15 protein-coding genes are annotated in these 21,566 nt (G+C 49.3%); 12 read left to right on the forward strand and 3 right to left on the reverse strand.

All coding sequences use genetic code 11. The annotated features are described in order from the left end of the window. The first annotated feature begins 184 nt into the window (after positions 1 to 184). Entirely contained in the window at positions 185 to 2,488 is a 2,304-nt protein-coding gene (locus Pan54_RS01215; protein ID WP_146501695.1) for a hypothetical protein, read from the forward strand. Positions 2,489 to 2,866: 378 nt separating this feature from the next. Here Pan54_RS01215 and hemL read toward each other — a convergent pair whose 3' ends face one another. Beyond that, positions 2,867 to 4,153, reverse strand: coding sequence for a glutamate-1-semialdehyde 2,1-aminomutase (gene hemL, locus Pan54_RS01220; protein ID WP_146501697.1), 1,287 nt, complete (start codon positions 4,151 to 4,153; stop codon positions 2,867 to 2,869). Positions 4,154 to 4,187: 34 nt separating this feature from the next. Beyond that, positions 4,188 to 4,889, reverse strand: coding sequence for a hypothetical protein (locus Pan54_RS01225; protein WP_146501699.1), 702 nt, complete (start codon positions 4,887 to 4,889; stop codon positions 4,188 to 4,190). A 431-nt stretch (positions 4,890 to 5,320) separates the two neighbouring features. Here Pan54_RS01225 and Pan54_RS01230 point away from each other — a divergent pair, with 431 nt between their 5' ends. The 7 genes from Pan54_RS01230 to Pan54_RS01260 all read left to right on the forward strand — a co-directional run bounded on the left by Pan54_RS01230 (position 5,321) and on the right by Pan54_RS01260 (position 13,100). Beyond that, positions 5,321 to 5,893 (forward strand): prepilin peptidase, encoded by a 573-nt coding sequence (locus Pan54_RS01230; protein ID WP_146501701.1) that lies wholly within the window; start codon positions 5,321 to 5,323, stop codon positions 5,891 to 5,893. Positions 5,894 to 5,915: 22 nt separating this feature from the next. Then, the gene (locus Pan54_RS01235; protein WP_146501703.1) at positions 5,916 to 6,317 is read left to right on the forward strand and encodes a TadE/TadG family type IV pilus assembly protein; all 402 of its coding nucleotides are present in this window, start codon (positions 5,916 to 5,918) and stop codon (positions 6,315 to 6,317) included. A gap of 151 nt (positions 6,318 to 6,468) precedes the next feature. Next, entirely contained in the window at positions 6,469 to 7,521 is a 1,053-nt protein-coding gene (cpaB, locus tag Pan54_RS01240; protein WP_146501705.1) for a Flp pilus assembly protein CpaB, read from the forward strand. A 202-nt stretch (positions 7,522 to 7,723) separates the two neighbouring features. Further along, positions 7,724 to 8,980: a hypothetical protein gene (locus Pan54_RS01245; RefSeq protein ID WP_146501707.1), complete on the forward strand. Its 1,257-nt coding sequence runs from the start codon at positions 7,724 to 7,726 to the stop codon at positions 8,978 to 8,980. A 131-nt stretch (positions 8,981 to 9,111) separates the two neighbouring features. Beyond that, on the forward strand, positions 9,112 to 10,467 hold the full coding sequence (locus Pan54_RS01250; RefSeq protein ID WP_242631185.1) for a CpaF family protein: 1,356 nt from the start codon (positions 9,112 to 9,114) through the stop codon (positions 10,465 to 10,467). Positions 10,468 to 10,622: 155 nt separating this feature from the next. Next, entirely contained in the window at positions 10,623 to 11,549 is a 927-nt protein-coding gene (locus tag Pan54_RS01255) for a type II secretion system F family protein (RefSeq protein ID WP_242631186.1), read from the forward strand. A 180-nt stretch (positions 11,550 to 11,729) separates the two neighbouring features. Then, the gene (locus tag Pan54_RS01260; RefSeq protein ID WP_165441512.1) at positions 11,730 to 13,100 is read left to right on the forward strand and encodes a type II secretion system F family protein; all 1,371 of its coding nucleotides are present in this window, start codon (positions 11,730 to 11,732) and stop codon (positions 13,098 to 13,100) included. A gap of 285 nt (positions 13,101 to 13,385) precedes the next feature. Here Pan54_RS01260 and Pan54_RS01265 read toward each other — a convergent pair whose 3' ends face one another. After that, positions 13,386 to 15,176 carry an HlyD family efflux transporter periplasmic adaptor subunit gene (locus tag Pan54_RS01265; RefSeq protein ID WP_165441513.1) on the reverse strand — a complete coding sequence of 597 codons (1,791 nt, stop codon included), beginning with the start codon at positions 15,174 to 15,176 and terminating at the stop codon, positions 13,386 to 13,388. Between the two features lie 312 nt (positions 15,177 to 15,488). On the opposite strand from Pan54_RS01265, the gene Pan54_RS01270 reads away from it, so the two are divergent. The 4 genes from Pan54_RS01270 (at position 15,489) to Pan54_RS01285 (ending at position 21,540) form a co-directional block, all read left to right on the forward strand. Next, the gene (locus tag Pan54_RS01270) at positions 15,489 to 17,828 is read left to right on the forward strand and encodes a TolC family protein (protein WP_165441514.1); all 2,340 of its coding nucleotides are present in this window, start codon (positions 15,489 to 15,491) and stop codon (positions 17,826 to 17,828) included. A 192-nt stretch (positions 17,829 to 18,020) separates the two neighbouring features. After that, positions 18,021 to 18,677 (forward strand): HAD family hydrolase, encoded by a 657-nt coding sequence (locus tag Pan54_RS01275; RefSeq protein ID WP_146501714.1) that lies wholly within the window; start codon positions 18,021 to 18,023, stop codon positions 18,675 to 18,677. Between the two features lie 133 nt (positions 18,678 to 18,810). Next, on the forward strand, positions 18,811 to 20,070 hold the full coding sequence (locus Pan54_RS01280) for a class I SAM-dependent rRNA methyltransferase (RefSeq protein WP_165441515.1): 1,260 nt from the start codon (positions 18,811 to 18,813) through the stop codon (positions 20,068 to 20,070). Between the two features lie 183 nt (positions 20,071 to 20,253). Continuing rightward, a complete protein-coding gene (locus Pan54_RS01285; RefSeq protein ID WP_146501718.1) occupies positions 20,254 to 21,540 on the forward strand; it encodes an Nramp family divalent metal transporter in 1,287 nt (428 codons plus the stop codon). Positions 21,541 to 21,566: the final 26 nt, after the last annotated feature.

Below are 21,566 nucleotides of genomic sequence, written 5' to 3' on the forward strand. Positions count from 1 at the left end.
TTTTACCTCTTCGTGAACTTGGCGTCTTGGCGGTTCCAAAATTTATGATCTAATGAATAAGCAGAATTTTGCTGCTTTCATTTCAGCGATGATCTTTTTGTTAACACTCGTGCATCGGAATGTGGTTTGTTAAGTTTGACTAGATGGACACCCTCACCAGTCAATAATCAAGGAACGAATAAAGATGACTCTCACCTCACCGAACAGCATGCCTGTAAAATTTTGTCTGCTGATAGCTCTGATTTTCTGCACTGCTGCAGTTCCTTTGCAGGTGCAGGCCGATGATCTGCGTGAAGATTCGATTGTCGGGCAGTTACCGCTTGATACACCATTCCTGGCCGTCAGTCGTTTGCATCGTGAACAATACGAGGCAATCAAATCGAATCCTGCGATTCAGAAACTGATTCACCTTGAAGCATTTCAGAATCAATGGAATCGACGTGATAAGAAAAAGTTGCAAGTCACAATCGAGGCTGATGAGGCTCTGGAGATTGAAGTCCAAGGGGATGAAAAATCGGTCGAAGTTGAAGTGGATGTCGATACTCAGAATTTCGATGACTTTTTGAAGGGTTTGAAGAAGACCGAACATGGCGAGGAGGCGTTGGCTTTTCTGAAAGATGCTGCATCTCATGAAGTCTTTGTGTATGGAGATTCCAGCTGGGTAACAATGCCAAAGTCGTTTCAGTTTGTCATAAACACGATGCAGCGATTTTCCGGCTCCAATTCTGATCTGACCGATGATGAAAAAGCCGCCAAGCTTCTGGAGAAACTTAAAACGCTGCCAATTCAACAGTATCTCAATATTCAATTGCCGAACATTGTCTTTGGATGTCAGGTCGAAGACGAACAGCGGGCACAGAAACTGTTTGGACAACTGAAAGAGACGATTCAGGAACAGCTTGAGAATTCAGATGATGAAACCGTCCAGGCTTATCGTGATTCCTTTCAGGTAAAGATGGTCGATGGCGTTGAATATCTGACTGTCAAAATTCCCGGCAGCTGGATTCCGTTCTATCTGATCGATCGCTCAGAAATGACTCGCAATCAGGAAGCCCTTCTTGAGTTCTTTCTCGATGGAATCCGCAAACGCTCCTTCATCATGGCTTTGGGAGTGCGGGATCATTCGGTTCTGCTTTCAATGGGTGGTGATCTTAAGCACTTGAAACGTCCCACTGGAGACAAACGGCTGATTGATCATCCTCACATGGCGAAGCTGCTCGAACTGGCTGATCAGAAAGTGACCTCCGTCACTTATTACAGTGAAGGCATGGCTCAGGTTGGCTGGAAAAAAGATGGCAACCTCAAAGGCTATGAAAACTGGGCTCAGGAGATTCGCAATCAAAGTGAAGAGTCTGAGGGTATCGCTAAAGTCATATCTGATCAGGCCGCTGAGGATGTGGTTGATTTCGGTCGGGATCTGCAGAAGTTTCAGTCAAAACCGGGGGCTCATCTCGGTTACAGTCTGATGACGGCTGAGGGCTTGGATCGCGTCAGTTATAACTGGTCGGAACATCCGGAACGCGATGGCTCTCAACCACTGACTATTATCGACCATGTCGGAGGCCAGCCGCTTCTCGTCGTCGCTGGTCGCAAAGCCTATCGTCCCGAAGTGTATGAATTCCGCTCAAAATGGATCACGAGAACATGGTGGTACATTAATAAAGGAGTACTGGCTTTCTATCCAGAAGGTGCAAACGAACGGTATATCTATGCCGCAATACTGGATCAGATCCGTCCGCATGTCATCGAGTTTGATCGGATCACCCGCGAACTGTTCGTGCCTGCGTTCAACGATGGTCAAGCGGCTCTTGTGATCGATGCAGTCGATTTACGGGACGAGCCAAACGAACTGATCAAAGAAGATTTCCCAACTTATCCTTACTTGCCACAGGTGGGGGTAATCTGGGGGATTTCTGATCGTGAAAAACTCGTCGAGGCCTGCGATGGTTATCGCAAAGCCCTCAATCAATTGCTCGTTAAAGCGAGCGTGATGTCTCCCGACGATACTGATCCTGTCGTGATTTTAAAGCCGACAGCTGATGAAGTCGAAGGGGGAACACTCTATCATCAGGATCTGAAAAAGATGATCGCAGAGGGACAAAATGAAATTCCGATCCTGCCGGTTGGTGTCGTTAGCGACAATCTGGCTGCGATTACGAGTGATAAGAACTTTGCGATGAAAGTACTGGAATCGAACAAGCTCACTATCGATTCCCCGATTGAAAACATCGATCAGCCGATGTCCTGCTTCAGTCATGTCGATCTGTCAAAATTATGGAGCTTGATGGAACCTTATGCGAAACAGGGAATTGAGCAACAACTGGAATCCGAAGAAATCAACTCTGACGAGGCGGAAATTTCCCGGGCGATGTGGAACGTCCTCAAGCAGCTGAAATCGGTTTCTTCAACGACAGTCAAAGAAGACGATGCCTGGATCCAACGCAGCCACATTCGATTCGGTGAAGTCGAGACAAAAGAATCCGAATGAACGAATTGATTCAATGCCATCTGCACTCTTTGCTGTTGCCAGATGTGTGAATACAAAACATGAGCCCTCAGAAAATCCAACATTCTGAGGGCTTTGCTTTGTAATGATGCTCGAGGCCGAATTACAAAACATGTTCAAAATGACCGAGTGCTCTTAATGACTGTGTGCAATCAATATACAGTTGGAATAAGATTGAAGTCGAAATGATTGGTTCATGGGTAGCACTCTCTGAGCAACACAAAAGGCGTGGTCGTCCGCATTTTCCACGCCCATCACTTCGTTCTGGGACGTGCCACCAAGCAACTTGCTAATACAAAGAAAAATCATGACTGTCAAATAATTGCGCATAGTGATTTTACATCAGGCATCATACGCCGATCACGCAATCTCTTTCAAAACTTCTTGAGCCGCCTGAATTGTTTTATCCAGATCTTCCTCGGTATGGGCGTTGGAAATAAACATCGCCTCGTATTGACTGCATGGCAAATAGATGCCCCGGTTGAGCATACCGTGAAAGTATTTGGCGAATCGCGAGGTGTCGTTCTGGCTGGAGATGCTGTAGTTTTTGACCTCCTGCTGATTAAAGAACAGGGTCAGCATACTGCCGACGCGGGCGAGTTGATGCGGGATGCCTGCTGCCTGAGCCGCTGCGGTCAGACCAGCTGCCAGTTTTTCACCCATCAATTCGAGATGCGGATACGGGTTGACATCGCGAAGTAATTTTAAAGTTGACAGGCCGGCTGCCATGGCGACGGGATTTCCGGAAAGCGTGCCCGCCTGATAAACCGGGCCATCTGGAGAGACCTTGGCCATGATGTCTGCTCGTCCGCCGTAAGCACCGACCGGCATGCCCCCGCCGATGATCTTGCCGAGCGCGGTCATGTCGGGTGTGATGCCGAACAGGCTCTGGGCACATCCAAACGCAACGCGGAAGCCGGTCATCACTTCATCGAAAATCAGCACGGTTCCATGCTTTGTACACAAGTCCCGACAGGTCTGCAGAAATTCCTTATCAGGAATGACGGTTCCCATATTACCGACGACAGGTTCAAGAATGATACAGGCAATTTCTGAACCGAATTTTTCAAAGGTCTCTTCAAGTTGCTGACAGTCATTGTATTCGAGCGAAAGCGTATCCTGAGTACAGCCTTTCGGGATGCCGGGGCTGGACGGAGTGCCCAGCGTGAGGGCTCCACTGCCAGCTTGAACGAGCAGGCTATCGACATGACCGTGATAACAACCGGAGAATTTGATGATGCGATCCCTTCCGGTAAATCCACGGGCGACGCGAATTGCCGACATAGTTGCTTCGGTTCCCGAGTTGACCATGCGGACTTTTTCGAGAGACGGAACGGCTTCACAGAGGAACTCAGCCATTTCAGTTTCGGCGGCACAAGGCGCACCGAAGCTGGTTCCTTTGGCGAGGGCATCGCTGATGGCCTGCATCACTTGCGGATGTCGGTGCCCGAGAATTTGCGGCCCCCAGGAGCCGATGTAATCGATATATTGATTGCCATCCAGGTCGTAAAGGTAGGCTCCCTGCCCTCGATCGATAACGACCGGTTCCCCGCCCACGGCTCCGAAGGCACGAGCAGGGCTGTTGACTCCACCGGGAATGACTTTGCGGGCGCGTTCGATTTGTTGATGACTTAGCGTGTGGTTCATGGTGTTTACTTCTTAGATGTATTGAAAATGGTGTCTATTTTGATTTTTGTTGCGAATGCCAGCCTTCGAAGAGCAGAGCGTCCATGCGTAAGTCCTGGAAGGTTTGATACTGTTTATTGATCTCGCTGACAATCAAGCCCGTGTATTGTTTCTTTTCCAGCAATGGCCAAACGGCATACATCAATTCGCGTGAACAGTACATCGGACGATGTTCGTCGGCTCCAGGGATGTAGCCGGGCAGATGGATGTGGTTGAGTTTATCGGCATAGCGGTCCAGAAATTTTGAGAAGAACTCGACCACTTGAGGCAGAGGAGCATCCTGCAGCGTGAATTTCCAGAGGTGTTCGATATCGAGATTGAGTCCAGGATTTTTATCGGCCCATTCCCAGAACTGCTCTTCGGTGAGATAATGGTTCTCGACCGCGAAGCAAATGTCCGGATGCCATTCCTGAATGCTGGCTCCCCATTGATCGAGCATCGGTTGATGAATGACTATCGCTTTGCAATCGAGCCTTTTGTACAGATCAACGCAGGCTTGAGCTGCCATTTTAGTCACTTTTTTATTGGGGAAATGCGGGACATATTCGATAGGATAGTTTTGGGCTGTTTTAACGATTGCATTGACTTTTGCCAGAATTTCCGGAGTGAGAAAAAACTCTCCATAGCGGAATCCGGCTCGCCAGGCTAAGGATAAGGTGGCTTCGTCGGGGGCGAATTTGGTGGCAATTTTCAGCATATTGAGATCCGCAATGAATGAAATCCTAGTGAAGTTTCATTATCGCGACTTGAAAAGATCCTTCAACGGCGGTGGCGTTTTTCTTGAGATGTTTCGGTGAGAATAATATGTAGGGGGCTAGCCAAGTCAGCAATGTATTTGTCAGGGCAGTGCGTGGTCTGCAAGCTTTGTGCATCAGACCGCTGGTAGCGATTGAAACGATTGCGAAGTTTTGTTGACCGAATGCAAACACGGAATCTGTAGGAAAATGTCAACATGTACATTTTGCAGTGAAAACGTGTGTTATGATTGCAACACAGACTGCGTAAACCCGGTTGAAATTGACTTAACACGCGTCAAGAAAAGTTGACACACAATTCAACCAGGGCCAATTGATTGACTCGGGAAGCCTGAAGATTCAGTTGCTTCCACAAACTGGCATCGAGGCCAATATGGATCAGATACAACCTGTAGTTTTTTTAGTGGCGGTCATTGGTTACACCGTGGCGGCGACGATCTGGGATCAAAAATATTACAAGATTCCCAATAAGCTGACTCTGCCCATGTTTTTTGCGGGGTGGATTTATCAGGGCGTGTTCGATCAGTTTTCGGGACTGGCCACAGGCGGATTGGGATTTCTGGTCGGTTTTGGTGTGCTTTTCCTATTATGGATGATCGGCACAGCAGGCGGTGGAGATGTGAAACTGTTTGGAGCGTTGTCCGTCTGGATGGGTTTCAAATGGTCTTTATACATTCTGATTGTCAGTACGTTTATTGTTGTTCTTGTCACCATTTGCATTGTGATTGGAAATGTACTGATGATTGGGCCTAAGCGGATGAAAAAGAAAATGCTGGCGACGGGGAAACCGACAAAAGCTGGCGAGAAGCGAAAAGCAGAAACGGTTGAGGAAAAACAACAGCGTCGAATTATGGCCTATGCTTTACCTATCGCATTCGCCACATGGGGTTTGTTGATCATGGCCTACACAGTGAGCTGGCCACCACTCCCGTGGACTTTAATTTGAACAGACAACTCGGATCATCGACATGATATCAAATCGTAAGCGAATAACCCGAAAAGGCTTCAGCAGTATGGAACTGGCATTAACACTGCCAATTCTGATGCTGCTCCTGTTCGGTCTTTTCGAATTCTCGATGCTGTTTTTCGCAAGAGGAACTGTTGTTGAGGCCAGTCGGGTGGGAGCCCGGGCGGCGACTTATCCGGGAACGACGGAAGAATTTATTCAGGAGTCTGTGATGCAGTCGCTGGGGCCGAAAATGGCTCGGAATGCGGTTGTAAAAGCAGAAATGGGAAAATATGCCGGCGACCCGTGTGTGGTTGTCGTCAAAGTGCCAATGGGTGTGGCCTCGCCAGACCTGCTTTGGCCAGTAGGTTTCAGTTTGAGTGATCAATATTTGATTGCTGAAACGGTGATGCAAAAAGAATAATTGAATATGACTCAGGCTTTCGCGATGGAGCTGAAAGCCAATTCGGCATGGACGAAATAAGCTTGGGAACAGCCGGAATTCGGCAATACAATGGGGAACAATTGTCTGACTTCAATGATCAGACAGCCTTTTTGGAATCGGAGAGGGGATCGTGAGAGTACTAACACCAGCCTTAATTACGTTGCTGATGCTCGGCGTCATCGGCCTGCTTGTCTTGTTTTATATCGTTAAGACCTTTTTCTGGGTCGGCGAAGCACCAGAACCGGTCAGCACTGTGCGAACAGTGCCCATGGCCTCTGCAGATATTCCTGCAGGAACTTACATTACAAGCGATCACATTGTGAACGGTCGTCTGGACGAATCGAAAATGACTCGCGAAACAATCCTGAACAAGGACGCGATTATTGGTCGATACGCTAAGAAGGATATTCCGCAGGCTCAAGCAATTGAAACCAATCAATTGTACGCACCTGATGAACGGCCTCCATTAGAGATGAATCCAGGCATGCGAGCCCTGACGATTGGATTGGGCAACAGTACCGATCTGGTCGATGGCTTGATCAAACCAGATGACTACGTCGATGTGCATCTTTCCATCAACGATAACCAGGGCGATGCACGCTACCGTGGTGGATTCACGATGACGATGTTCAAGGGTGTCCGCGTATTGGCCATCAATCGAATGACTCAGCGAACCGACCTTTCTCGCGGTGCAAATACCATCACATTCGAAGTCACACCGATGCAGGCGAACATCATGCTCGAAGCACAGAAGCATGGTGAGATTGTCGTGACATATGCTCCCGACGGACCAGGTTCTGGAGGTGTCGATGTGGCGGAAGCCGATCGGGCTTACTTCGAAGAAATCCTGGGACTGCCAGAACCACCAGAAAAGGATAAACCTTTCCTGACAGAAATCTGGCGAAGAGGTTCTCGTTCGGTCATCGGTTATGGTGACGAGTGGGATGATAATTACGATGACAACTGGAACAGAGCAACTCCCTGGATTGAAACCCCGGGCTGGGCTCCACCGAGAAATAATAATGGCGGATATGGAAACGGATATCAGGGACGAGGCGGCTACAACGGCTACCGTGGAACTCAGGTTTCACCGCCGACGCCCAGCAATCCCGAAACGCAACAGAATCCTAATACGGTAAATTCTCAGTTGCGTTCCAACGGACGTCTGAACCCGTCTGCCTGATCTCACGTATATGTCAGAACCGGTGAACTCAGGTTCTGACGATCCCCGTGGAAACATGGCGATTCCAGAATTTCTATCGTGATTCATTTTTAGAACCCGGTAAAATTGGAAAAGCCTGAAGACACTTTTGATTCCCAGAAATGCTTGCGGCTCGTCATTCCGTTCCCAAGCAAAATTTGATCATCAAGACAATGAGGCGATTGTGAAAACGCAACCTTCCAACCAGAACAACAATTCGACGCGACGCGGTACGCTGTTGCCGGCGATTGCGTTCTCGTTGCTGGTCGTTGCCGCTGCCTCGGCTCTGGTGATGAACAAATTATGGATAGACGCAGCCGAAATTGAACTTCAGAATGTCGCCGAAGCCACTGCCCTGGCAGCGGCTGGTGACTATCTGGGTGATGAACTTCTCAAACCTGGCTTCGATGCCGATGCTGCTGTCGAACAGGCCAAACAACGAGCCGCCCAAGTCGCTGCCAGCAATCTGGTTGGCGGTCAGCCGGTCTCATTGACAATTACCGGTGATGACACCGATATTGTGTTTGGTCGTCGTGTCGACAATGGCATCGACCCCGAAACGGTCTTTCTACTCACAAATAAAAATCCTTCTGTCGTCGAAGTACGGGCCAGCCGTTCTCGCGATTTAGGGAACCCGATCAATCTGTTTTATCCCGGCGTGACCAAACGGGCTTATGCCGATGCGACCATGATTGTTGAAGTCACTTTCGATAATCATATCGATCATTTTGTTGCGGCACCGGCACGACCGATTCCCGCACTCCCGCTGGCAATACTGGCGAATGATCCTCTGGGGAAGCGAACCGATACCTGGGCCAACATGATTGAAGCAGCTCACGGAGCTGATGATTACGCATACAATGAAGTCACACATGAAGTCGTAAAACAGTCCGACGGAATCCCGGAGATCACCCTCCGATCTGTCCCGCTGAAATCGGATCCACTTAAAGGCAACGTTCAGTTGCTCGACTTCAATAATGAGTTGAACGACCAGAAAATCATTCAGCAGATCAACAACGGTTTGACTCAACTCGACATGAAACCCTGGAATAATCGGTTACAGGCTCAGGAAGAGATGCAAATAACCGGACTGGGCAATATTACGACACCCATCCAGTTCGCAATGGAATCTCAAATCGGTCAACAGAGGTTGTGTCTATTGTATAATCAGGCCACTGCAATAGACGTTCCCGGCTGGACCTCATTGAGTTGTGAAGGTGTTGTCGCTATTCGAATTTTGAAGGTGATTCCTGAATCAGGCGAATCGGCTACCGTTATTGTTCAACCGACTGTACTGACGACCAAGTCTGCAGTGCTGACTCAATTCTTTAATGAGATGGCCGACTACCCGAATCTGCCACCAAACCTGGCCAGGATGATGATAGAACCAAAAACGAACGAATCCAACAAATACGTATACAAGATTTATGTCAGCCGGTAATCACTCTTTCATGTGAATGTATCGGTTGAAGAGATATTCAGGACAGGTTTCCAGCCTGCCCTACCAGCGATAAGAAAATACTTAATTTGACGAGTGCGTCAAAACAGAATCGTTATTGAGGAAGATTGATCATGGCGACTATGACTGAAGCCGATTACGACTACGAATCCAATGCAGAATCCAAACGTGCGTTTCAACAATTGAAAACACGTCTGCATCGTCAAATGATCGATGCGATGGATTTGTCAAAAGCAGGCAAACTTCCTGAACACGAACTTCGTAAACAATTGCGAGCCTTGGCCGCACATCTGTGTGACATGCACTCCGCCTATCTGCCCGAATCGGAACGGGAACAGATGGTCAACGAGATCATGGACGAGATGTACGGCTTCGGTCCCCTCGAACCATTGATGAACGATCCAGAAGTCAGCGATGTGCTGATCAACGGAGCCGACACGGTGTTTGTGGAACGTCGCGGTAAACTGGAACGAACCGATGTTCGGTTTGCCGATAACAATCACCTGTTGCATCTGATTCAACGACTCGTCGGTCGTGCGGGGCGACGTATCGACGAAGTTTCGCCGATGGTCGATGCCAAACTGCCAGACGGTTCTCGTCTGCACGCTGTCATCCCGCCCCTTACGAGCAAGGGGCCAACGCTTTCCATTCGACGATTCAGTAAAACAGCTGTCGAATTTGAGGACATGGTTCGATCTCGAACACTCACTCGCGAGATGGCCGACTTCCTGATCGCCTGTGTGAAAGGCCGAATGAACATTCTGCTCAGCGGTGGTACCGGTGCCGGTAAAACGACGATGCTCAACCAGCTTAGCCGGTTCATTCCGATGACCGAACGAGTTTTGACCATCGAAGAAACCGCCGAGCTTCAGTTACGACAAACCGATGTTGTCAGTATGGAAACCCGCCTGCCGAACGTGGAAGGCAAAGGGGGAATTTCTCAACGCGAACTGCTGCGAAACTCGTTGCGTATGCGTCCGGATCGGATCATCGTCGGCGAAGCTCGTGGAAGTGAAGTTCTGGAAATGCTCCAGGCCATGAATACGGGTCACGACGGTTCGATGAGTACCGTTCATGCCAACGACACCCGCGACGCACTCGATCGTCTTGAATTGATGATCGCGTTGTCCGGTGCCGAATTGACTCCGACAGTTGCCCGACGATACATCGCCTCTGCTCTGCAGATTCTGGTACATGTTTCTCGATTGAGCACTGGCGAACGTAAAGTGATGCGTATCTCTGAAGTGGCTGGAACTCGTGAAGGGGAATACAACGTGGAAGACATTTTCGTCTACCGCATGACCGGAATCAGTTCAGATGGCAAAGCCGAAGGAGCTTTCTATGCAACGGGTTATGAGCCGGAATGTATTCGTCGCATGACAACTCTGGGCCACGATGTATCGATGGACCTGTTTACTGCACGTGAGTTGATCGCAGGTGGTGAGTATATTGTTCAGGAAAAGAAATAAATTTTTAGAGATCGATTGCCGTAGGACAGGCTTCCAGCCTGTTTAAGAGAGAATTGCAGACAGGCTGGAAGCCTGTCCTACAAAGTTCTGAATAAGAACTGGGGGCTCACGTTGTTCGACCCCAGTCAAACTTATTCTTATCAATGACTGCTAAGATGACCAAACGTGAATCGTTCGCGAGTGGAACATCTTCGACAGGAATCGAAAAGGTTGCCGCGATGGCTACAGGATATTCACAACCAAATCAAATCAAATCGCGCCCCGAATTCGCGGACATTCTCAAGCCGCAGGATCAATATGCGACTTCAGAGAACACAAGTGGATTGAACGGGATTAATACGTGGTTTGATCGACTGATGATTCAATCGGGTTTGCCGATTTCTCCGATGGCCGCACTTGTGTTATGTGGTTGGCTTTCTATTGCGATGGGCATTTTCATATACGTTGTATTGGAAGACCCAATTGCAACGGCTATTGGAGTACTGCTTGGTTTTGCGATTCCGATTGCAATTCTGATGGCGATGCGATCGAGACGACAATCGATGATTTTACGACAAATGCCACCGATGATTGATGAACTGGCCCGAGCCGCCCGTACGGGACGGAGTCTGGATCAGTGTCTGGAAATGGTGGCAGAAGATACCCCCGGTCCACTCGGTGATGAAATGGACCACTGTGTTCGTAAATTGCAGATGGGCGTCACCATGAATGAAGCCTTGTACGAACTTCCAGAAAGAACGGGTGTGAATGGCCTGCGAATTCTGGCGACTGCATTGAGCGTTCACCAGCAGACTGGGGGAGATCTGGTTCGAGTTTTGGAGCGACTTTCGAAGACACTTCGAGATCGATCGATGTTCCTGGGACGTTTGCGAGCGATTACAGCAGGTAGCCGGGCGACGGCTATTTTGATGATCCTGTTGCCACCAGCGATTCTGGCATTCTTTATTTTCCGCGATCCAAATTACCTGAGCAGACTAATGAATTCTGATTGGGGCTTCTTCATCACGATGATGGGAATCTTTCTGGAAATCGTAGGAGCGATCTGGATCTGGAGAATTCTGGGAAACACTCAGAACACGTAAGAAACAAGCGAGCCGTGCCAGTGAAGGCACGGTTATTCGCATACGCATTGTGCGTATATTTTTACGATCAGTTGAAAAATTAATCGGACGCAACCATCGCCTAGCTGCGATGGGGCGCCCGAAATGAATCTATAAAAGCGAATTTCGTAACAAACCGGCTCAGCCATTTGGATGACGATTATGAATATCCGAGAATACTTACAACAGACCGAATTTGCAGGCACGACTCTATATCAGATTGCGATCTGGATTTTCATTGCTGCTTGCGCCCTGTTGGCCATCATGCTCTTGAGACGGTTTTTTCGCTGGATCACTAGTGGGTCTTCGTCGAAGTCGACCCCTGCCACAAAGACTCAGCCTCGACCAGAGATGCAGCGGGATCGCGATCAGCCTGCAGTGACCCTGACTTCAGACGATTCTCGGCAATCATTTGCTCGCTCTGCTGATTCCCTGCTTAAAGATGAAACCAGTGGCGATCAACGAGTCCTCGCACCAGCTGAGGATTCCATCTTCCGCGATGAACGCGATGAAGTCGATGAACCAATGCCGGTTCTTTCGTCCGAAGAGTCGATGGTGAAAGAATCGTCTCAACCTCAACGTACTTTCCAGGTCGCTTCCTCCAAAGAAACCCGAGAGTACACAGGCAAACAACGAAGCTGGACATCACGCTCTCTGTTCGGGAAACCGATCACTGGGCAACAGGTCGATTTGCCACGAGTCAGTTCCAGTGACATTCCTTTCGCGGATCGTAGCGACTATCGATATGGATCAAGTTTAACACCAGCCCTCGCTTCATTGATGCCCGAAACCGACGAGCGAAAGGCGGCACTGAAGAAAGATCTGATTCAGGCCGGATATTACACTCCTCACGCCTACGATAACTTTGCAGCCGCTCGGTATCTCGGACTGATGGCACCGATCCTGATTTTCGGCGGCCTTCTGATTCTGGCTCCACCAGCAATTGAATGGATTTTTATCCTGTTAATCGTTGTCGGTGCCGGGCTCGGCTGGGCGATGCCGCGGGTTTTCATCCGCTCCAAAGCGGCTCAACGTCGTAAGGAAATTGAAAACGCTTTGCCGGACGTGATTGACCTGCTCAATATGTGCGTCAGTCAGGGAATGACTTTGCGATCGGCTCTGGCTCGCGTCTCCTGGGAAATTTCCGAAACCTATCCGGCGATGTCCGAAGAACTGCGAATCGTCGCCGAACAAGCCGACTTAAGCACAACCGAACATGCCCTGATGAACCTCAACGAACGTGTCGATGTTCCTGAGTTACACTCGTTGTCTTCCCTGTTGATTCAAACCGAACGCATGGGAACGAACGTCAGCGATTCATTGACCGAATATTCCGACGGAATGCGAGCGACTTTACAACAGCGAGCCGATCAGAAAGCCAATGCCGCGACATTCAAACTGTTGTTTCCAACAGTTCTATGTCTGATGCCGGCCGTGTTCATGTTCCTGCTCGGCCCAGCCGTGGTCGATCTGTCTGACTTCTTCCAGCGTGGGGGAGTCAACCAGTTCAATCAGGTCGAAACCGACCGATAAAACATCAGCAATTCAGTTTTGATTATGCTGTTTACGGCTTTCAAATGAAAACCGGGAAATAATCAAACTCGTTTGGTCCTGTTTAAGATGCTAAAGGAAATCCGCTTTCCAATTGGGACAGGCTCTAGACCATTTTCAAATGGTATCTGCAGTCGCATGGACATCAAATGTCCTAAAAACGCTGTGTTTGCTCCTGCTGAACGCTGCAGGTGATTTTGAAAATGCTCCAGAAAGCATTTCAATTATTCAACAGTCCGATCCCTGTCCAGGTATTGTCAATCTGCTTTACCACCATAGATAGGACCGCAGGGTTTCGATTGGGGCTCGAAAAATCACATATCCGAGTGGATATTTCCCACAATCGAGAGTAGCCCGAATTCGTGTTCCTGGGAGTTGGTCAGCTTCCGGTGCCTGCAAGTCGATCGCTGCGACTGCAAACGCCTGGCCCGTCGGATGTTGTTCGACAGTCGGCGAGAGGATTTTCAGGACTCCGCTCCAGCGACTCTTTGCTTCTGCCAGCGAAACCAATTTCCACTCCTGTTGGGGAGCCGCTTCCAGAGTTTGTTTCACGAATTGCAAATCAACATCTCGAACCTCGACAATCGCCTCCCAACTGGAATGAGGATCACCTACCGTCAACAGGTGTTGACCCGACTGCACAGGGCGACCGGCTAGCTGATGCTCGGCATCCCAGGTGAGAATCTGTCCGGCTAGCGGACTGTTCAATTTGAGAGACTCAATACGATGTTTCACTAGAGACTGTTCTGCCTGTAGGCCCTGTAGTTCTGCTTTGAGCTCAGCCAGTCGGATCCCGATGTTCACATCGACCGTATCCCGGCCATCATTGCGGCGTTCCGCTTCCGGGCGGGTGTTACGCAGGCTGCGAATCTGCTCATTCAGAGTGGCAACTTCGCCATCCAGAGCACTCAAGCGAGTTTCCAGATCCAGGCTCGTAATCGTCAACAACAGTTGATCTTTGTCGACGATACGATTCTCTGGAAGATGCAAATCATTGGCATGGATCGTGCCCGTTTCCGGAGCATACAGATTTCTTCGATCCTCCGGAACAAGATATCCCTCAGCAGAGATTGTCATCGGTATTGGCAGGAGTACAAGAACGGCTGCAATGACCAAGCCTGCAGGCCACAGCCACCAGCTTCTCGAACGTTTTGTTGAAGTCTGCTTTTTCTGAGCAGATAACACCAGTCGCCATACGGGAAACTCCTCGATCAACTCGGGATTGATTGTCATCCGGGGAGTTTGAAACGATTCAAGCAGGAGTCGGGAGGGATGATGAAACTGTCCTGCAGGATCGACTTCAAAAACGTGAATTGATTTAGCAGATAATGAATAGTCTTTCAGGTCTTGTGCCTGGAACGTTCTGGGCTCTGGGAAATCGTTGTCGAAAAGAGTACTGGCAAACTGTGTCAGATTACGCAACGCTGGAGAACGGGAGTCGATTTCCGATCCACCGCTGATTGCCAGCAATTGAGTCTTTTGCCCCACCTTTTGAAAAAGACTGCAGCGATTTGTGTAACCATGGACGACCAGTAATTCCAGCAACGCCTGCAAACATTCAGCGGGGGGAGTCTCTTGCTGGATTCGCCAGAACTGCTGCAGCAATTCCAGAGATTGAAAATTATTATCTGGAGTCGCTGGAAGTAAATTTTTGAGCCACCCTGGCCCATACTCGTGAGTCACCTGGTGAATGCGGTCGGATTGTAAAAATGGCTCCATCGAAATTTGATTCGTGACAATCATTTCAAAGATGCCTAATGCGACATCGTTTTCAATCAGTGGGACGGCGATCAGTTCCAGGCTGACCGCCTCAGACGATTTGATTTGCGAGGCTTGTCCCTGAGCCTTGAGGACGGTCTTTTGTTCCGCAGCTCGCTGTAATAATTCGTGATGCCCTGCCCATTTCTGATAGATTGAAGTGGCATCCTGGTCACCAAATCCGTGACTGGCCACAAGATGAAAGCCATTTTCGGAATCAATCTGCCAAAGCAACCAGGATGTCGCTTCTGGAACAAGTTGGCTGATTTCTTCAGCAATATTGGATTTTGATTTTTGCATAGGAAATCGATGAGACATTTATGGATGGGGCAGCAAAGCGTCCTGCCACATTGACTTGAGATCAAAAACAGTCCGACCTTCTTCACTGCGTTTTATCAGACTGCACTTCGAATTGCATTGTCCCTGAAGTTAAGTTTTTGAAGAACGTATATCTGTCAATATAGGTTGTTTAGGTTGCTTATTACTGTCATTCCGGTCTTGCGGATCATTTCGGTCGTGTTTTCTTTGTTTCACCCCACTCCAATCACCGATAGAACGATGGAAGGTGTACTTACATTTTGAGTTCGTTGTTGTCATTTGACAGGACGCATTGTGACACTTTCAGCTCGCAATGGACATTATTTCCCAGGGACGGGATCAATTTTGGCTGAGCCAACTCCACAATTTGATGCTTTCGAGCCTGTCCGTTCAAAAACGGTCAATCGATTTGCGCGGGGGCTGTTTCTATTCAGTATAGGAACACTTTCGCTGGCGTTATGTCAGTTGACCGGTTGTCACTGGCCCGGTAAACCAACCGCTGGGGTCTCAACGGAAACTCAGAAGTATTACCAGACCGCTGCTGCTCAAATTGAATATCCTCAGCTGGAACAACCGGTTCCCAGCGATGCATTGCTCAACAGTAACCCGATCAGTCTGGTGACCGATCTCGATTCGATTACCTATCACAACCTTGAACTCTCCAAAGCCGTTTCACTGGCTCTGGAAAAATCGAAAGTCATTCGCAATCTGGGAGTGACCATTCTGCGATCTCCCGAATCCGTGACCACGTCGTTCGATCCGGCTTTGGTCGAATCCGATCCGCGCTTTGGTGTCCAGGCTGCCTTGAGTGCCTTTGACACCTCATTTGGTGCCAGCGTGATTCATCAGAACAACGACCGGGCTTTGAACAATCAGTTCTTCGGAGGTGGTACACGATTACTGCAGCAGGAAGCGACCGTTTTGCAGGCCCAGCTGGGGAAACAGTCTGCCTCCGGTACAGAATACTATCTGCGAAACATTACCGATTACGACAAAAATAACGCTCCCGGAAACCAATTCCCCGGAGCCTGGACGACTCAACTCGAAGCCGAGATGCGTCAACCGTTGCTAAAAGGTTACGGCGTCGATTACTGGCAAACCGTCGGTAACAGCCAGACTCCTGGCCTCTACAATGGTGTCTTAATTGCTCGAACTAATACCGACATTTCCCAAAGTGATTTTGAGATTGCGATTCGCGATTTTGTCGCTGAAGTCGAGAATGCCTATTGGGATTTGTATTTTGCTTATCGAGACCTGGAGACGAAGATCGCCGCTCGGGATGCCTCTCTGGAATTGTGGAGACGGGTGGATGCTCTGAAACAACTTGGCAGAGCCGGTGGTGAAGCCGATAAGGAAGCCCAGGCTCGCGAGCAGTATTATCGCTTCGAAGAAGATATGCAGAATGCCTTGAACGGGCGTCCGGAAGACAATACGAAAACCTACAATGGAACCTCAGCCGGTTCGTTCAAAAGTAATGGAGGAGTGCTCCGACTGGAACGACGCCTGCGATATCTGATTGGCATGCCGATTAACGATGGCAGCCTGGTGCGACCTGTCGATGAACCGTTGGCTGCTCCCGTCTGTTTCAACTGGGAGACAAATCTGGCAGAATCAGTCGATCAACGACCAGAACTTCGTCGACAGAAATGGGTGATTAAACAGCGTGAACTTGAGATGATCGCTGCCAAGAAATTGCTGCTGCCAGATCTCGACCTGGTTGCGTTGTATCGCTGGCGTGGATTTGGGGAAACACTGACGAATCCAAGTAATGGTGGTGCACCCCGCTTCGATAGTGCTTACGGAGATTTGGCGAGCGGACGTTTCCAGGAATGGGAACTCGGAGTTGAACTGGATGTCCCACTGGGAAATCGCCAGGCGCATTCCGGGATGAGAAATGCGGAGTTCAAACTGGCTCGTGCTCGTCAGGTTCTCAAAGAACAGGAACGCGTAATCGTACTTGAACTAAGCAATGCGATGTCTGAATCGGTCCGAGCATGGGAAGTGATGCAGACAGTGCGGGAGCGTCTTGAAGCGGCTGGGGATCAGGTGAATGCACTCAATGCTGCTTATGAAGCCGATCAAGCTCCATTGAATCTGGTCCTGGAAGCTCAGCGACGATTTGCCTCTGCAAAAAGCTCTTATTATTCAGCGGTGTTGGATTACAATGTTGCGATCAGAAACGTGCACTTTGAGAAAGGATCCTATCTCGAATATTGCGGCGTGCATACCTCGGAAGGACCTTGGTCAGAAGGTGCCCATCAGTACGCAGCTCGCAAGTCTGATCTGAAACAGCCGATGCCGAAAGTTCCACGCTGGATCAAACCTCCGCGTGTGATCAGTCACGGAATGACTCCAGATCCAAACGATCAGGAAATCATTGCTGAACCTGTCGAAGAAATGGGAATGCCCTACTTAATGACTCCTGAGGAAATGCCTTCAGAGATTCCAGTGTATGAAAATTCTCAAGATCAGAAACCGGAATCCGAAACGGATACCGAACTGACACCTACGCCCATTCTACTCCCCGAAGCAGGGGCAGCACTCGAACTGAATCCTGAGTTGTATCTTCAGGATCCCGTCTTCTCCGATGAAACTGCCAACTCCACTCCAGTGGTCCGGCCGCTGTTTGAGTAATTGCTGATTTGTAGACAATATTCGTCAACTGAAAAGCTAAGGCCTGTTGTCCCTTCTCGGACTTCTCGACGGATTCGACAAGCGAATCTTCTTGAGTTACGCTATGTAAATCCAACCCAGGAACTGTAGTGCAATGGCTTAAAACTGATAATCGTCAGTTCGCTTGCCGGAACTTCAATCGAAAAGAACCTGATGAAACCTAAGATTACGGCTGTCGTGTTTGATCTCGATGGCTTGATGTTTAATACGGAAATGATTTTCAATAAAACAGGCACCGAGCTTCTACGGCGGCGCGGGATAACCGATGTGCAGCCTGTGATCGATCGGATGATGGGTCGCCGGGCTCATGAAGCGTTTGCTGAGATGATTGATCACTGCAATTTCACCGAGAGCATCGAAGAGTTGCAGGTCGAGTCGAATGAGATTTTTCATGCCCTGCTGTTCGATCACATCGAGCCGATGCCGGGGCTGTTTGATTTGCTCGATCTTATCGAACAGCAGGAATTGCCCAAGGCGGTGGCGACCTCTTCCGGTCGGGACTATCTCGAAGAGATTTTGACACACTTCAGCATCCTCGACCGATTCCAGAAGACTTTCACCTCGAACGACGTGGAACACGGGAAGCCCCATCCCGAGATTTATCTAAAAGCGACGCATGAGTTGGGACACTCCCCAGCGAATGTTCTTGTACTTGAAGACAGCAGCAATGGCACGAAGGCAGCCGCGGCTGCGGGGACTCATATTGTGTCTGTCCCACATGAATTCAGCCGAGGCCAGGACTTCTCGAGTGCGAAATACATCGCAGAATCGCTGTCCGATCCTTACATTCTTAATTTGCTGCGGTCATAATGCGAGCAGACAAGTCGTGCTTGTGTTATAAGACGAGTGCGATCCGCCACCTTTGTTGATCAACCAAAAAATCATCAGGCAATTCCTGACCTATCAAATTAAGCTCCTTATGAGTCCTCAAAGAAAACCTTACATGAAGCATGTGAAGCGAAACTCCAAACCGGTTTCGCGTGGCCCACTGGCCGAAGAACATTTTTTACCGATCGATCTGGAAGAAGAGCCGTCCGGGAATCTTCCTGTCGTGGAAGTGAAGGCTCCCGTGAGGCATCCCATTCTCTATCGCAAACGGCTCGGCAACTTTGATACCCGTGCCCGACCGGGCGATCTCGTCAGACTCGAATTGAGTGATGGGACCCACTTCGGGCATGGTCTATTCAACTCCCGAGCCGAGGCGACGATTCGAGTTTTAAATCGGACAGACGAAGTCCCCAGCTATGCCTGGTGGAAACGAATCGCTCAGCAGGCCTGCAGTGTTCGCAGAGATCTGCTCAAGGTGGATGCCGATACCAATGCGTATCGAGTTATTCATGCAGAAGCGGATTTGCTGCCCGGGATTGTGATTGATCGATACGACAACATTCTGAGTGCAGAGTGCTTTTCGCTGGGGATGTATCGTCGAGCCCAAGGAATTCTGGAATTGATTCAGGCGGAATTAAAAACCGAGCACTGGCGGATCACCTCGGCCCCGCATTCTCTCGACCATGAAGGTTTTAACGAACCGGGGCTCAGTTCGCCTGATTGTCCGAAACAATCAATGGTTGAAGAATTCGGCACGAAGTTCAAAGTCGATTTTGATGAAGGACATAAGACCGGATTCTTCTGTGATCAGCGGGACAATCGTCAGCAACTGGCCAAATTCTGCGAAGGGAAATCCGTTCTCGACTTGTGTTGTTATACCGGCGGATTTTCTGTGCAGGCCAAACGATTAGGCAGCGCGGCTGAAGTCACTGGAGTGGACCTCGATGAAGATGCGATTGAGACAGCCAAGGCCAACGCAAAATTGAATAAGCAAAACATCCGCTTTGTACATGCCGATGCATTTCCGTATATGCGGGACATGATTACGAACGGCAAACAATACGATGTCGTAATTCTCGATCCACCGAAGCTGATTAACCGTCGAGAAGATTACGAAGAAGGCCGGAAGAAATATTACGATATGAATCGGCTGGCAACGCAACTGGTCGCACCGGGTGGATTGCTGCTCTCCTGCAGTTGCTCTGGCTTAATGCCGCCAGAGGAATTGTCCAAGACGATCGCAGCCTCGATTCCAGATAACAGTTGTGGTCGCTTCTTGCGAAAATGGGGAGCGGCGTCCGATCATCCCGTCGCGGCTCACTGCCCGGAAACGGAGTACCTGAAAGCGTACCTGGTGCAGATTGAACCTCGGTGATGATCTTATAATGAACCACCAAGAAGGATATTTTCTGGATAAAATCAGACATGTAGGAGAATATAAGCACGAAGCGCAAGCGAGTGAGTCTCACATAAAGAACACACTCGCTTGCGCTTCGTGCCTATATATTAACTTATACTCCTTGGCGTCTTGGCGGTTAATAATTCAGGCAGACCAATCATGACTCGAATACTCGATAAAGTGAAGCTGATTGGTCCCGGAATCCTGGTTGCGGCGACGGGAGTGGGAGCGGGCGATCTGGCGACTGGAGCTTTGACGGGGAGTCTGCTGGGAGTTGCCATTCTGTGGGCGGTGATTGTCGGTGCTCTCTTTAAATATGCGATGAACGAAGGACTCACTCGCTGGCAACTGGCGACTGAAACGACACTGCTTGAAGGTTGTTTTCGCTATTTCGGAACAATTTTTCTGCTGGCATTTCTAGCCTATCTCATCCTCTGGACTTACTTTGTTTCCGCAGCATTGATGAGCGCCTGCGGCGTCGTCATGCATGCGATTCTTCCTGTGTTTGGTTCTCCCGAGAACGACAAATGGTACTGGGGAATTCTGCATAGTCTTGTTGCGGTCGGATTGGTATTCACAGGAGGATATCGGCTCTTTGAAAAAGTGATGACTGTCTGCATCGGTGTGATGTTCGTGACCGTGGTGTTGACCGCCGTCGCAATGCAGCCAAATCTGCTGGACGTTCTCTCGGGCATATTCTGGCCAACCATACCTCATGCAGATGGACAAGGCACAAACTGGACGATTGCCCTGCTCGGCGGTATCGGTGGCACGTTGACAATTCTCTGTTACGGATACTGGATCCGGGAAGAAGGGCGGGTGTCTCTCAAAGATCTTCCGACATGTCGAATCGATCTGGCGAGTGGCTATCTGATGACCGCCATCTTTGGAATGGCGATGGTGGTGATCGGCTCAGAAATTGTCATCGAAAAAGGAGCTTCCTCAAAAACAATTGTTGTTATCGCTGAGAAACTGCAGGAAGTCTTCGGCAACTTCGGTACACCGATGAAGTGGATTTTTTTGGTCGGAGCCTGGGGAGCGGTTGCGAGCAGTTTACTGGGTGTCTGGCAGTCTGTGCCGTATCTGTTTGCTGATGTTTATGAATCGCTTGCTGCCAAATTTTGCAAACGGGATTGTCAATCGGTCAACGTTCGAAGCTGGCCGTATCGTCTGTACTTAATCGCCATGGCGTTTATCCCGATTCTCGCCCTCTCGACGAACTTCAAATCGCTGCAGAAAATCTATGCGATTTGCGGTGCGTTGCTAATCCCCCTCCTTGCAGTCGTTCTCCTGATTTTGGGAAACAGTTCACGTATGATCGGGCGTGAGAATCGAAATCCGCTGTGGAGTAATACATTGCTTGGTGTTGCATTGTTGTTTTTCTCCGTTGCAGGTCTGCTTGCACTGGCAGAAGTATTTCGTGTAAAACCAATGACCGTCAAATAATTTCTAAGGTATGATCAGGCAACTTC

Source organism: Rubinisphaera italica, assembly GCF_007859715.1.
GTDB classification, from domain to species: domain Bacteria; phylum Planctomycetota; class Planctomycetia; order Planctomycetales; family Planctomycetaceae; genus Rubinisphaera; species Rubinisphaera italica.